The following is a 14,374-nucleotide window of genomic DNA, read 5'->3' as shown; positions in this document are numbered from 1 at the left end:
CTTATCAATTCAACCGTCTAGGCTGATGCGTCAAAGCCAGACGATACAAGGTCTAACAACGAGTGTTGCTGGCTTTAAGCTCTGCTATTTCCAAAAAATGTCCAAATAACAAGAGCAATAGAAGCGATAAGGAACAATAAAGCTAATGGTGTCGGTGCAAGGACTAATACCAGCCCTGATAAGAGCAGGCGCACCAAGAGGATACCCGCGGTAAAGTAGGTGCTAATGCCTGATGAAATTGTTGCTAAGCGTTCTTCTGGCAGTTCATTCATTATAAGGGCATTCATTTTCGGATTGACAATGCCGACATTGACCATGGTGACAAAGAGGACAGCAATCATCAGGTAGGTGTTGCCCAGCAAGAGTCCTAAGAAGAGAGGAGCTGGAGCTAGGGCTGACAGGCGCACGAGCTTTGTCACTTCCCAGTTTTTGGCAACTGACATGGTCAGCATACCGCCGATAATCCGACCAGACATGGCTGCCGCACTGATGAGGGTCAGGGTAAAGGGCAGATTCACGATAATCATGTTGGTATTCTGACTAGCAGCAAATAGAAAGAGCACATCCAATCCACTGAAAACAGCATTCATTAGAGGAATAACTGTCATAACCGTCCGCAAAGCAGGGATTTGTTTAATTTCCCGAATAACCAGCTTGGAACTCTCCCACATCTGAACCAAAAAGTTTTGGCGTTCAATCGGGGCTTCAACGTCTTTAATCGGATCGGCAGTTAAGAGTGCAGTGAGTTTAGGCTTAATCACTAGCATAATAAGCGCCGCTACTGCAAAGGTCGCTGCGTTGAAAAAGGCTAAGTGCTGGTAACTCATAACCGCAATCAGCAGAGCTCCGCTAAACTTAAACACAATACTGAGCAAAGAGAAACTAGATTGACGAAAGGCCATGGCTTGTTCCCTCTCCTCAGCCTTAATCACCCGCAGGGAAATCGGGCTATACAGTCCATTTTCATACTGACCAGCCAAATCTGAGATAAAGTTAATTGCACTGGCAGCCAGCACCACCCACAAACTAGGCTCAAAGCCCATAAAGAAACCAATCAAGCTGTAGAGACCGACACGCAAGACCAGTGTTCCCATAATCATCTCCAGCTTCTTCTTGGTCTGATCGGCTTTGATCCCCATAGCAAAGCTAAAAAGCATGGGCAGGGTTTCTGATAAGGTCACTGCTGAAATAGCGAGCTGACTATTGGGCAAAAGGAGGACGTAATTCATCAGAGCCAGATAATACAAGGTGTCTCCGAAGTTAGAAATCGCATCTGCGACAAAAGTGGTCAAAAAGAGCTTATTTTTCAAAACTGTTTTCATGGTGTAAACCTCACGACTATTTTTTTGATAAACGTTTATTTAATTTTATTTTAACAGATATTTTTATAAAGTCAATGGTTTTTTAAAATTAAATGATTATTTAATTTTAAATATAAAAAGAAACTGAGATGGTCACCATCTCAATTTCTACTACTTTATATTTAGGCTTAGAGTTCAAAGCAAGTTAACCTTAGCAACAGCTGCTAGTTTACTTTTGATTTTCTACTTAATCAAGCAAATCCGTGTCGTAAATCGTAAAGTCTGCACGATAGATAATCAAACGCTTGCCATCGATAAGCAGATAGGTCGTATTGGGGATGCCATTTGGCGCAGAGGTCGATACCTTGTTTCCAAAATAAGTCGCTAGCGGCGTCCCATTCTGCGACCGAATGAGAATCAGTTTGCTCTGACCAGTCCAGTCGTTTTTGATTTGATTAAAGAAACGATTGACAAAAGGCAAGGAACGGTCATCAGTCTCAAGCTCCACACTAGCCCCATACTTATCCATGTAATCTGTCAAGCCATCCTCAGAAAAAATCAGGGTTGACCCCACATGCAAGACCTGACTAGACCCAATCGTCACATCAAGAACGGAGGATTCCTTGCTGATATTGCCCAGCTCATCGGTCATATCAAACCGATCATCGCTTTGGATAGATACTGATTTGCCTGTCAACTTGTCAATCACTTGCGAGTTTTCGTCAAAGGTTCGCACCGTCCCTGATAAACCCAGATACTGCTCCTGTGTGGTCTTAAAAAAGTCGGTCATGCTCTGACATCCTGCTAACACCAGTAGACCAAGGGCGGTCACCAGCCCGAGTTTTATTGTTTTTCTCATAAATGTTCTCCTTTTACGTTTCCCTCATTATACCACAAACTTGCTCCCTCGTCCGCCTTGTGCTATGATAGACCTATGAACAAACGATTTTTCGCCCAACCCCAGACCCCTTCTCATAAGGCTTTTTGGAGGATAATAGCCGAGCTGTACAAGGCATTTATCACCCTAGAGCTTGTTGATGAGATGACTGAGCAGATGAGCCCTAACAAGCTGACTTTGATTGAGCAAAGGGTCGATGATCATCAACCGACCTTTAGATTGACAGCCAGCACCACAGAACAGTTCATTGAGCTCCCCAACTTAACCCCAGAAGATTGGGACATATCAACCAGCTTAGCCCTCGCCAGTTACTTGATGACAGTTGGTCAACCAGAGCCGTTGCACTGGCTAGATAAGTTACCCTTACACGCTGCCATCACCGACCAAGATAATCACCTCATCTACCATAACCAGAAACCCAAAGACCCCTTCTTCTTTGACGAGCTGGAACAAACCCCTGTTGAGAACTGGCTGATTCAAGAAGTTCTGACTAAACCTGAACACGCCGTCCATCTGCTCTTGCCTGCCACCTCTTTTGATCAGATACTCATCCAGTCCTATCAAGGGCTTTACGATAATAACCAGTTTCAGGGCATTTTTCAGCAGGTACAAGACATCAAGCCGATGCTCGCTAGCTATCTAGCCGAGACAGGGCAGGCCATCGTCGGCTGGTCAGACACTACATCAGGGGCCTCCATTAAAAACAACCTCTTTGATGAGGAGGCATTTTAAGAATCATCTGACATGATAAAAAATACAATTGCTATTCGCTAATCATCAAATGCAATAAAATTAACCACAGTGGATACCTGATAACTAGCATATCGCTCTAGACCATCAAGAAAATGTGATAAATCTTCTATTTTTTCAAAATACATTTCCAGCAATCCGATAATGGCGGTCAACATGATAGGCAAACCGACTAACATAGTCCTTATAGGATTGGTGGTTACCTTCTGTTAAAGTGACTAAGACTAGAACATGAACCATACACCCTGTTTGATGACGATTGAGTTCTACGGTATAACGCTGGATAACACCTTGTTCTTCCATTTTCTGTAGGCGAGCCGTCACAGCAGGAGCTGTCAAATGGACAGCTTCTGCCATATCCTTAATTTTCAACCGACTATTAGCTTGCAAGAGGGTCAGTATCTGGCGGTCTGTCTGGTCTAGCATATCTTTCTTTCTAAACTAAAGTTTTTAGGGCAAATACTTTTGAAAACACCTGTATCTTCCTATGCTTTTAGTGTATCATAGTCCTATCATTTTTGAAAGGATAAGACCATGAAATTCCATCACATTCGCCAATCAACTGCTCGCTTGATCTATGCAGGCAAGACGTTTCTTATTGACCCAATGTTAGCCGATAAAGGTGAATACCCTCCGATTGAAGGTGCGGTGACGGGTAACACCAGCAGAAATCCTCTCGTAGATTTACCATTTACTCGAACAGCCATCACTACTGGTATTGATGCCATTATCGTGACCCATCTCCACCAAGACCATTGGGATGAGGTGGCAACTGAGGTGCTGGATAAAAGCATTCCGATTTTTGTCCAAGATGAAGCTGACGCTACTGTGATAGCAGCTGCTGGTTTTACCGATGTTCGTGTGTTGACGCAAACCACTAGCTTTGGTGGTATTACCCTCCACAAAACTAATGGGGAACATATCGAAAACCTCAACCAATATCCCCAAGAAGTTAGAGACTTCATTGGCTCTGTTTGTGGAGTGGTCTTCCAAGCAGACGACGAAAAAACGCTTTACCTAGCTGGAGATACTTTTTGGAATGACCATTTCAAAATAGCTATCAACCGCTACCAACCAGACATTATCGTTCTTAATGCAGGTGGCAATGCTGTAGAAGGACTAGGAAGAGTGGTCATGGATAGTCAAGATGTTCTTGCTGTTGCCCAGCATACACCTGCTACTCTCATCTCCGTTCATATGGAAGCCATCAACCACTGGGCACTGTCTCGTCAGGAACTTGCTACTTTTGCTGAGCAACACGAATTTGCTGACCGTTTACATATTCCACAAGACGGAGAAATAATAATACTTTAATCTCAAAAACGCCATCTGGCGTTTTTTTGTAGGTCTCTTAGATGTTCACTGTGCGCATGGCTGCCTGATAGGTTTGTTCTAGTAGCATGGTGATGGTCATGGGACCGACCCCACCTGGAACAGGTGTGATGAGGCTTGTTAGTGGTTCGACCTCGTCAAAATCAACGTCACCACAGAGCTTGCCATTATCGTCACGGTTCATGCCCACATCAATGACAACAGCACCTTCCTTGACAAATTCCTTGGTCACAAACTTAGCCTGACCGATGGCAACGACTAAAATTTCTGCGCTACGCGCCAACTCTGGCAAGTTTTGGGTGCGAGAGTGGGCAATCGTCACCGTTGCGTTTTTATCCATGAGCAGCTGTGCCATTGGCTTGCCGACAATGTTGCTACGACCAATCACAACCGCTCGTTTGCCAGCCAGTTCGACACCATAAGCCTCAACCATTGCCATAATCCCAGCAGGCGTGCAAGGCACCATGACGGGGTGTCCGCTCCAGAGGCGTCCCATGTTCATCGGATGAAAACCGTCAACATCCTTTTCTGGAGAAATGGCTAGCAAAACAGCCTCTTCGTCAATATGTTTAGGCAAAGGGAGCTGCACCAAAATCCCATGATAACTGGCGTCCACATTGTATTTAGAGATAAGAGCCAGCAACTCCTCCTGAGAAATAATGTCAGGTACTCTTACCACCTCGCTCTTAAACCCAGCGGCAAGTGCTGACCGCTCCTTGTTGCCAACGTAGACCTGACTAGCAGGATCATCACCAACCAAAATCACGACTAAACCTGGGACAATAGCATGCTCTTCCTTCATCTGAGCAACTTTTTCTGCTAGTTGCTCTTGCAAACGATTTGCTATGCCTCTTCCATCAATTAATGTTGCCATTTGAACTCCTATCTCCATTGATACCACCATTCTACCAAAAAAAAAGACAAAAAGCACGTACTTTTTATCCTTACTAATAGTTAGCGATAATTTTCTGTACAGTTTAATTTTTTGAGTTTGTTCAGTTGATGTCGTCAATTAAGAGATAATAAGCTGGGATGCTTACCGATTATCCTTAAATTTCACCACCACACGCAGTTGACGCTCGGGATGAACGGTCAAATCAACCATCTGGATACGCGCTTCTAAAATCTCACCGTGACCGTAGAACATCATACGACTGATTAAGGTATTACGGTCTTTAGGCACATAGCCGAGCTTTTTGCCCTTGTAAAAAATCGCTACCGCTTCTGAGTCATAAGGATTGGTCGGCTCCGCCAACAAATCCAAATAAGTCCCTGGCTTTAGCTGGTCTACAACCTCTAAGCCATCATAGTAGGCAAAGGCTGCTAAATGAAAATCCTCCACATTGCGACTTGGTTCGTAGCCTGTAAATGTCATGATGTTTCTCCTTTGTAGTCGTTTTTATTAATATTATAGCAGAAAAGGTATAGGCTTGCTATTTAATTATGAATAATACCAACTGTTTACTAATCCAGCAAATCTGAAATTTGTGCCAAGACATAGTCATTATTTAACCAAAAACATTGCTTGGTCATGTAGTCACTAGAAAAGGCCTCCGGTTTATTAGTCCAGCGAGCAGGAACCGGTAACTGATCAGAGTTAGGATTATTAGCAACATAAGATGCTTTTTGAGCATGTGGACGAATGTGGATTGTTCTTCCCTCTGATTTTGAAATGAGATTATTTGTCACACGCCCATTTTGATAAATCAACTGAACACCATGCTTTAAGGTATCAACCGTTTCCTGCCAAGCAGCCTTAACGACACCGTCTAAATCAGCAATGGGCATGGTCCAAAATGTTGCCCCTTTGAAATAATAGATTCCATCCTGATTCTCTTGAAAAATAGCAAAGAAAAATTTCGTGGCATCAAAAATATCTCGAAGAGTCGATCCTTCCCATTCCTCTTCAACCAACTCTTTAAATTTAAAAGCAGGAAAACTCATACTTTCTTTAATGGTCTGCTTATTAGTTACTCGTATGGTCTTAACCGTAATATTGGCCTTGAAAAATTCTTCCGTTTCGTCAAGATTCTTGTCCAACCCCAACATCCGATTAATCAAGAGGGCATTAATCGACTTAGGATAGCTCCCATTACTCTGCTTTGGAATGTCAAACAGATTTGCTAGCTCTTCGACCGATTTGTTTTTGTAAGGGGCAAGTTGATGAATAATATAGTCTTCCAAGCGGATATTTTGTAAAATGGAAACATCCTCAATAAGACGATGACCGCTCTGATACCTTACTTGACGCTCCTGAACCTCATTTTCAAAGGGTTTTAAGCGAATATTGTCATCTTCTCGGCCACCAAAAATAAATTCCCTTAAAATATAGGTCATATAGTTGCTTTTCAAAGAATAGGCCCTTTGCATGGCTTTGGGAGCATTTAGATTCGGATGTTGGTCTCGAACAGATTTGCTATTGGCACCTTTTGTACAAGCACCCAAGTAGAGGGTCAACCCTTCTGATAATTCATGTGCTCGACCCGACTTAATATAATCATGAATTTTCTCCCAGTCCTGTTTGATGATTTCCAGGTCATTTTCAGGAAACTGAAAGAGAGCAGCCTTTAAGATTTGCCAATCTGTCCAAGGTAATTCTTTGTCATGCAGGTAAAACCCAAGTTCCATAAACTGGTTTTTCAACCAAAATGAGGAGGTTTCAAATACCTTGTCGTATTCTTCAATGTAGTTGATAATATTTAATACCAATCGCTCCTTAGCTGAATAGGTACCGTTTTTGAGAATTTTGACGGGCGTGGCCTTTAGCTCTACGCCAGCTTCATACAAATCTGCTCCAGCAATGCTATTTTTATCCACCCCAAACCAAGATTCCCAAGCATCTCCTACTTGGGACTTCTTGCCAGATTTTTTCTCGGGCATATTGGCCATCAGCTCTGCCATTGTCTTCCCAACAGCTTCTAAAGCTCTGTTGTGGATCTGCTCTTTCGTTTGATAACTAACCATACACTTCTCCTGCTACTCTATATTTCCATTATAGCAAATTAAATAGTTGATCGAATGCAAAAAATGCGGTATAATAAAGAAATAAACCTATAGATTGAGGATATGATGAACGTACTTGAATTATTCGCTGGCGTGGGAGGGTTCCGTATAGGGCTTGAACAGGCAGACAAGGATTTTTTCCAAACCAAATGGGCCAATCAATGGGAGCCTTCACGCAAGTCTCAAGACGCTTTTGAAGTCTACGACTACCGCTTCCCAGATAGCAAAAACTTAAACATCAGCATTTCTGATATTACCGACGAAGAACTCGCTATGATGGATGCGGATATGATTGTCGGTGGCTTCCCTTGTCAAGACTATTCTGTTGCTAGAAGCAAGAAGAACGAGCAAGGGATTGAAGGTAAAAAAGGGGTCCTCTTCTGGGAGATTATCCGAGCGACCCGCATTATTCAACCTAAATACCTGATTTTGGAAAATGTTGACCGCCTGCTAAAAGCCCCGTCCAAACAAAGAGGTCGTGACTTTGCCATTATGCTGGCAGCCTTTAACAATCTTGGCTATTCTGTTGAATGGCGGGTCATCAATGCTGCCGAATACGGCCGCAGCCAGCGCCGCCGTCGAGTCTTTTTCTTTGTCTATCGTAACGATACGGCTTTTGCAAAAAAACTAGACCAAGAATTCGAGCAAAACGACCAAGTTTTTGACGAAAAACGCTATGACGATTACATCTATCAAACAGGCCTCTTTGCCACCCAATTTCCAATCAAGCAAACACCTGTTAAACATCGTCAAGTTTACTATGAGTTGACCAATGATATCGTTGAGGTTTCAGATAACTTCACAGGTACTGTTTGGAACACAGGCGTCATGCGACACGGAAGATACTACTCGATTGATACCGAACCAAATTTTGACGGTCAACCGATTACGCTTGGTCAAATTCTCCAAGACGAGTCAGAAGTTCCTCAAAAATACTTCCTGACCTCACCTGAAAAACTGGAAAAATTCCAGTACCTCAGAGGACCTAAGAAAATCGAGCGCACCTCGGCTGATGGCCACACCTACACCTACTCCGAAGGAGGAATGTCTCCCTATGATGACTTGAATTTACCTGGCCGAACCATGCTAACATCTGAGGGAACTGTCAATCGTTCCACTCATCTGCTCTATGTCAATGACAAGTATCGACTCTTAACACCCGTTGAAGCCGAACGCCTCCAAGACTTCCCAGACAACTGGACCTCCAAGAAGAAACTCTCTGACGGAACTATTGTTGACGTCTCTGATAAAATGAGAATGTTCTTTATGGGTAACGCTCTGGTCACAGCTATCGTGAAAAAAATTGGCGAATATATCAAGAGTATTTAATAAAAACATAAAAAAACAACATATGGTGTCCCACGGAACAAGAGACACTATATGTTGTGTTTTTTGTTGTAGTTTTGCACTACTTTTGATATAATTAACATATGGAAAAAGCTGATAGGCGGCAACCTACCAGCTTTCATTAAGAATTAGAAGAGAAGGCAACTTAAGTACTGCACTATTCTAAAACCTACTGTAAAACTATATCAATTTTTGATAAAAAAGTAAACTAACTCAACTAATTCTTTTTCCATAATTAAAATGAAAAGGAAAATGAATGAATAAAATTATTAATCTCAAACATCATGAAATTGATTTTTTAAATCTAGATACCACAACAGATACTAGGCTATTTATAGACCCTACAAAACTTTACTCTAACAACTTGCATCCTATTTTTGGTAAAGCTCACCAAAAAGTTGCACATTTTTTTAGAACAGCATTTAAACTCTACCAACAAAATAACCAAGCTAAATTAAAAGAATTATTCAGTCATTCTCAAGAATGTAACTACATTCATCTTGGTTTATCTAAAGGAAAATCTTTGGGTAAGGGCGCATCTCAAGAAATGCTATTAAAGTTCTTTGAGCTTGTTGCTAAAGCAGATGATAACAGCAGAAAAAATTTACTTACCCTGACCGCTTTATCAATCCTTTCACCAAAATTTGCCGAAGATAGAACCTCTGATTTATTAGTTAGCCTACTAAAAAAAGAAATTGTCGAATATACTCTAGAACAAGCTAGAATTCATGGCATTCCAATTTCTACAAAGAACTATAACTTCAGAGAATATTGGAATAGTGACTCTGAATCGTGGGAAAACCTTGAATCTCCTTATATTCTTGGTGCTGATAATCAACCCTTACTCCTTCTTCCAAAAGTACTCATTACAAAACGTTATCACTTTCAAGTTATTAAATTTATCCGAACAATCATTTTTGTCCCTTATAAAGAAAAACTTGCAGGAACTTTTGGATATCATAAGAATGGTAATGCTAAACCGGTACCAAATCGTTACTTAGAGAAAGAGCTAATAAAGAATCAGTATATAGATTCAAAGAGTAAGTACAAACAATTTGCTCAAGATGAACTATCCAAAAATCCCAGACAGTTTGATAGCTTTTATACAAATATTACTCAGTTTACCAATCGTAGTATCCTGTCCGATGACGAACTTGATGAACTAACCAAGTAATAAAATTTTTAGAATAGTGCTTTAAGTACAGAAATTTTCTGTACTTATTTTCATACCAAAAACCCCAACAATCTGCTGGGGTTTATCGGTTATTGAAATACAGTTTTATCTGCTTACTTCACCAACTTCTCCATTTCTGCAATGCGTGCTTTGGTGGCATCGTATTTGGTTTGGTAGTCGGTTTGTTTGTCTTGTTCTTTTTGGACGATGTCTGGTTTGGCGTTGGCGATGAATTTCTCGTTAGCGAGTTTCTTGGTCACCATGTCCAGTTCTTTCTGCCATTTGGCGAGCTCTTTGTGGAGGCGGTCTAGCTCTTCTTCGACATTGAGAAGGTCTGCTAGCGGCAGGAAGATTTCAGCGCCTGTGATGACGGCTGACATGGCAAGCTCTGGAGCAGCAATAGCTGCGCCAATCTCCAGCTTCTCTGGGTTGGTGAAGCGGGTGATGTAGTTGATATTGGCTTTAAAGAAGGCTTCTAGCTCGCTGTCTGCGGTCTTAATCAGGAGGGTAATCGGCTTGCTTGGGGCGACATTGACCTCAGCACGGGCGTTACGAACCGCACGAATCAGATCTTTCAGGCTCTCGACCTCTGTCGCAGCTCTGCTATTGGCAAAAGAAGCATCCACCACTGGATAAGCGGCTACCACGATACTGCTATCAGAAAGCTGCCCAAAAATCTCCTCGGTCACAAACGGCATAATCGGATGGAGCAGGCGTAAAATGGCGTCAAGGGTGTAGAGGAGGACGGAGCGGGTGATGGCTTTTTCTGCCTCATCGTCGCTGTAGAGGACCTCCTTAGTCAGCTCGACATACCAGTTGGCAAAGTCTTCCCAGATGAAGTTGTAGAGATGGTGTCCAGCGATACCGAACTCAAACTTCTCAAAGGTGTCTGTGACTTTGGCAATGGTCTCATTGAGGTTGTGGAGAATCCAGCGGTCGGTCACGTTGCCAGCTTGGCTCTTAGCGACCTTCTGCACATTGGCACGTGCCTCCTCAAGGGTCAACCCCTCACGATTCATGAGGATATAGCGGGAAATGTTCCAGATTTTGTTGATGAAGTTCCAAGAAGCATCCATCTTCTCGTAGCTGAAGCGAACATCTTGACCTGGGGCAGAGCCGTTTGAAAGGAACCAACGCAGGGCGTCTGCACCGTACTGGTCGATAACATCCATTGGATCAATCCCGTTGCCCAAAGACTTGGACATCTTACGCCCCTGCTCGTCACGGATGAGACCGTGGATGAGGACATTCTTGAATGGGCGGCGGTCAGTAAATTCCAGCGATTGGAAAATCATGCGAGACACCCAGAAGAAGATGATGTCGTAGCCTGTAACAAGGGTTGAGGTTGGGAAGTATCGGTTAAAGTCATGACTGTCCGTATCTGGCCAGCCCATCGTGGAGAATGGCCAAAGGGCAGAGCTAAACCAAGTGTCCAGCACGTCCTCGTCCTGCACCCAGCCCTCACCTGCTGGGGCTTCTTCGCCAACATACATCTCACCAGCTTCATTGTACCAAGCAGGAATCTGGTGACCCCACCAAAGCTGGCGTGAAATCACCCAGTCATGGACATTTTCCATCCATTGGAGGAAGGTATCATTAAAGCGTGGGGGGTAGAAATCAACCTTATCGTCAGTCTCTTGGTTGCTAATCGCCCGTTTGGCCAGCTCGTCCATCTTGACAAACCATTGGGTGGACAGGCGTGGTTCAACGACAGCACCTGAACGCTCAGAATGTCCTACGGAGTGCACCCGTTTTTCGATTTTGACCAAGCTACCAAGCTCTTCTAGTTTGGCAACGACTGCCTTGCGGGCTTCAAAGCGATCCATGCCAGCAAATTCCGCCGCCAATTCGTTCATGGTGCCATCATCGTTCATGACATTGACTTGTGGCAAATCATGGCGTTGCCCAACGAGGAAGTCATTCGGGTCATGGGCTGGCGTGATTTTGACCACACCTGTTCCGAATTCTGGATCGGCATGCTCGTCAGCCACGATTGGAATTGCTTTGTTGATGATTGGTAAAATAACGTTTTTGCCAATCAAGTCCCTGTAGCGTGGGTCTTCTGGGTTGACAGCAACTGCCACATCACCAAACATGGTTTCTGGTCGTGTGGTCGCTACTTCTAGACCGCGCGAGCCATCTTCCAGCATATAGGTCATGTGGTAGAAGGCTCCCTCCACGTCCTTGTGAATCACCTCGATATCGGATAGGGCGGTACGAGCGGCTGGGTCCCAGTTGATGATGAACTCACCGCGGTAGATGAGGCCTTTCTTGTAGAGGTCGACAAAGACCTTGCGCACGGCTTTTGACAAGCCCTCGTCCAGCGTAAAGCGGTCACGCTGGTAGTCCAAGGACAAGCCCAGCTTGCCCCACTGCTCGCGGATAGTGGTGGCGTACTCTTCCTTCCACTCCCAGACCTTTTCTAAAAACTTCTCACGACCGAGGGCATAGCGCGAAATGCCCTGCTCCCGCAGGCGCTCCTCCACCTTGGCTTGGGTGGCAATCCCTGCGTGGTCCATGCCAGGTAGCCAGAGGGCATCATAGCCCTGCATGCGCTTCTGGCGGATAATGATGTCCTGCAAGGTCGTGTCCCAAGCGTGCCCAAGGTGCAATTTACCCGTCACGTTTGGCGGTGGAATCACGATAGAATAGGGCTTGGCTGTCTCGTCACCAGACGGTGCGAAGACATCGGCCTCAAGCCATTTAGCGTAGCGACCAGCCTCTACCTCAGCTGGATTGTATTTTGGTGATAATTCTTTTGACATGGGGTGGTCCTTTCTTTTATTCATTGCCTTTTTTTAAATATATTTACTAAACACTTTTCTCAAGTCATTCCTAATTTGTTCTTTAACATGTTCAATTTCATTTGGATATCCCAATCTTTCTTTAGAAATAGACACATACCTTTTTAAATAGACTTCAACACACCTAAGAGGAAAATCAACCATTTTTTACTGTTTTGCAAATACATTATTAAATCATCTATGTATTGAGTCATCAGTTCGCGATTAATCATTTCATTTTCAAATCGCTCAATATAGCTTCCTATTTCTGTTCCCTGGTAGTTTCTTATATTGCTTATGAAATAGTCTCGCTCTTGTTCAGCTTCCTCACAACTCGTATACCAGCAATCTTTTAAATACTTATTTATTACCTCCAATAATTCAAAAAATATCTCTGGAGTTTGGGCATAGTCTTCTTTACTATCTAAACCAATGGAACGACTCAAGGAGGTTTCAATATTATTTTCTCCAAGTATCACAGATAATTTAAACAGTTTATCTTCTTTTGACGTTATCCAATATTGCGTGTGACTTGAGAAAAAATCTATAAATTTATTGAAAAAAAGTGATTCATAGACTGAATGTTGCAATTGAATATTATATATTTCTATCATATGACTCAAGTTATTTTCAATACTATCATTTAAAATACGTCTTTTTAGTATCTCCCTGATATAATTTAAATCTTCTCCATCAACTATTCTGTAGTGAAGCAAATTGTTTCCAACGTGATATTGAAAATAAATATTTTCATCTAGGTAAGTTCTACACTCAATGATTGCTGACTCAAGTTTATCCGAATCGAATCTAAAAATACAATCTCCAGAAACAGCATTCCCAACAAATTTCTCTTGGAAATTTTCGTTTGCTATGTTTTGATAGTAAATTGTAATGTTAGTAAGGGGGGCACTTTCCCTAATGAATAATCTAATTGCTGAATTTTTTCCTTGTAACTCCGCCAAAAATAACGGTCGTAAAAATGCACGTTCTCGTTCTCGCTGTTCTAAGTATAGTTTCTCTTGTTTCTCTTTCTCTTCTTTTCGTTCGAGCTGTTTATTATGTGATTCTATTGTATTTTGCCAATCAAATAGAATAAAGGTTGTAAAAATTGCAATTGCTGATAAGACAACTTCAAAATAATCTTTGTTGCTATCTGATGAAAAATATAGCTTTAAATATTTAAACAACACCCCCATGATATTCATTTCTGCTAGCAATGGTAGTAAAATAAGAAAGATTATAAAAGCGAGAATTGAAATAATTGCTAGTTTTGTTCTTCTCATTTTTCTTCTTTTCCTCCTTCCCCCACCACCTCCACTTTGACTCCATCAGGGTCTTCACAGTAGAGGGCGTAGTGACTGTCTCCTCCTGCGTAGGGGTAGCGGTCATCGTAGAGGAGTTTGACTCCTCTGGTCATCAAATCCTGCCTGAGTTGGTCAATCTGCTCACGACTGCCACCGTAGAAGGCTAGGTGATTCAGCCCTGTTCGGCAGCGGTGATAGCCTGCATCTAGAAAATCAGCTGACGCAGAACCTCTCGATTGCCTTCAGTTTGAACTATTTCCATTTTGGAAATAGTTGCCTGCTCATCCAGCTCACCTTCTTCAAAAATATGCTTGAGATGCTTGTTAATAGCAGGCACTCCCATACCAAACAGCCGACTCATCTCTTTTGGACTGACCCAAATCGTCTCTCCACGAATAATGACCTGGACGGTCTCCTGCAACTGTTCAGCAGTATAAATCAGGAACTGCAATTCATTCATCAGGACTTCCTCCTTCCCAAAC

The 14,374-nt window shown here is 42.8% G+C and carries 13 protein-coding genes and 1 pseudogene; 4 read left to right on the top strand and 10 right to left on the bottom strand.

The genetic code is table 11. From position 1 onward, the window contains the following. Window positions 1-74 precede the first annotated feature (74 nt). Together ACERC5_RS01170 and ACERC5_RS01165 are read right to left on the bottom strand one after the other, a co-directional pair. Entirely contained in the window at window positions 75-1,322 is a 1,248-nt protein-coding gene (locus ACERC5_RS01170; protein WP_373658293.1) for an MFS transporter, read from the bottom strand. Between the two features lie 226 nt (window positions 1,323-1,548). Then, window positions 1,549-2,160, bottom strand: coding sequence for a DUF5052 family protein (locus tag ACERC5_RS01165; protein WP_373658292.1), 612 nt, complete (start codon window positions 2,158-2,160; stop codon window positions 1,549-1,551). 75 nt (window positions 2,161-2,235) lie between these two features. On the opposite strand from ACERC5_RS01165, the gene ACERC5_RS01160 reads away from it, so the two are divergent. Then, on the top strand, window positions 2,236-2,931 hold the full coding sequence (locus ACERC5_RS01160; RefSeq protein WP_373658291.1) for a hypothetical protein: 696 nt from the start codon (window positions 2,236-2,238) through the stop codon (window positions 2,929-2,931). A 135-nt stretch (window positions 2,932-3,066) separates the two neighbouring features. Here the strand turns inward: ACERC5_RS01160 and ACERC5_RS01155 are convergent, their stop codons facing one another. Continuing rightward, complete coding sequence (locus ACERC5_RS01155; protein WP_373658290.1) at window positions 3,067-3,375, bottom strand: Lrp/AsnC family transcriptional regulator; 309 nt, start codon at window positions 3,373-3,375, stop codon at window positions 3,067-3,069. A gap of 108 nt (window positions 3,376-3,483) precedes the next feature. Between ACERC5_RS01155 and ACERC5_RS01150 the strand changes: the two genes are divergently transcribed. Continuing rightward, entirely contained in the window at window positions 3,484-4,263 is a 780-nt protein-coding gene (locus ACERC5_RS01150) for an MBL fold metallo-hydrolase (protein ID WP_373658288.1), read from the top strand. Between the two features lie 37 nt (window positions 4,264-4,300). On the opposite strand, the gene ACERC5_RS01145 is transcribed toward ACERC5_RS01150, so the two are convergent. The 3 genes from ACERC5_RS01145 to ACERC5_RS01135 form a co-directional block, all read right to left on the bottom strand. Then, on the bottom strand, window positions 4,301-5,155 hold the full coding sequence (locus ACERC5_RS01145) for a bifunctional methylenetetrahydrofolate dehydrogenase/methenyltetrahydrofolate cyclohydrolase (RefSeq protein ID WP_373659945.1): 855 nt from the start codon (window positions 5,153-5,155) through the stop codon (window positions 4,301-4,303). A 162-nt stretch (window positions 5,156-5,317) separates the two neighbouring features. Beyond that, entirely contained in the window at window positions 5,318-5,656 is a 339-nt protein-coding gene (locus ACERC5_RS01140; protein WP_373658286.1) for an HIRAN domain-containing protein, read from the bottom strand. An 89-nt stretch (window positions 5,657-5,745) separates the two neighbouring features. After that, on the bottom strand, window positions 5,746-7,245 hold the full coding sequence (locus ACERC5_RS01135; protein ID WP_373659943.1) for a MutH/Sau3AI family endonuclease: 1,500 nt from the start codon (window positions 7,243-7,245) through the stop codon (window positions 5,746-5,748). 105 nt (window positions 7,246-7,350) lie between these two features. On the opposite strand from ACERC5_RS01135, the gene dcm reads away from it, so the two are divergent. Beyond that, window positions 7,351-8,613 (top strand): DNA (cytosine-5-)-methyltransferase, encoded by a 1,263-nt coding sequence (gene dcm, locus ACERC5_RS01130; RefSeq protein ID WP_373658322.1) that lies wholly within the window; start codon window positions 7,351-7,353, stop codon window positions 8,611-8,613. A 274-nt stretch (window positions 8,614-8,887) separates the two neighbouring features. Then, window positions 8,888-9,805, top strand: a complete 918-nt coding sequence (locus tag ACERC5_RS01125) for a hypothetical protein (protein WP_373658284.1) — start codon at window positions 8,888-8,890, stop codon at window positions 9,803-9,805. A 113-nt stretch (window positions 9,806-9,918) separates the two neighbouring features. Here ACERC5_RS01125 and ACERC5_RS01120 read toward each other — a convergent pair whose 3' ends face one another. The 4 genes and pseudogenes from ACERC5_RS01120 to ACERC5_RS01105 form a co-directional block, all read right to left on the bottom strand. Beyond that, on the bottom strand, window positions 9,919-12,570 hold the full coding sequence (locus tag ACERC5_RS01120) for a valine--tRNA ligase (RefSeq protein ID WP_373658283.1): 2,652 nt from the start codon (window positions 12,568-12,570) through the stop codon (window positions 9,919-9,921). 143 nt (window positions 12,571-12,713) lie between these two features. Further along, window positions 12,714-13,871: a hypothetical protein gene (locus tag ACERC5_RS01115; protein WP_373658282.1), complete on the bottom strand. Its 1,158-nt coding sequence runs from the start codon at window positions 13,869-13,871 to the stop codon at window positions 12,714-12,716. Then, window positions 13,868-14,107 (bottom strand): annotated as a pseudogene (locus ACERC5_RS01110) (VOC family protein); the annotation flags it as partial. The gene ACERC5_RS01115 and the pseudogene ACERC5_RS01110, both read right to left, overlap by 4 nt. Beyond that, window positions 14,098-14,352: a hypothetical protein gene (locus ACERC5_RS01105; protein WP_373658281.1), complete on the bottom strand. Its 255-nt coding sequence runs from the start codon at window positions 14,350-14,352 to the stop codon at window positions 14,098-14,100. The pseudogene ACERC5_RS01110 and the gene ACERC5_RS01105, both read right to left, overlap by 10 nt. Window positions 14,353-14,374: the final 22 nt, after the last annotated feature.

This window comes from Streptococcus sp. E24BD, from assembly GCF_041807825.1.
GTDB classification, from domain to species: domain Bacteria; phylum Bacillota; class Bacilli; order Lactobacillales; family Streptococcaceae; genus Streptococcus; species Streptococcus entericus.
Note: the sequence above shows the minus strand (reverse complement) of the source record. Positions and strands in the feature narration are given on the sequence as shown.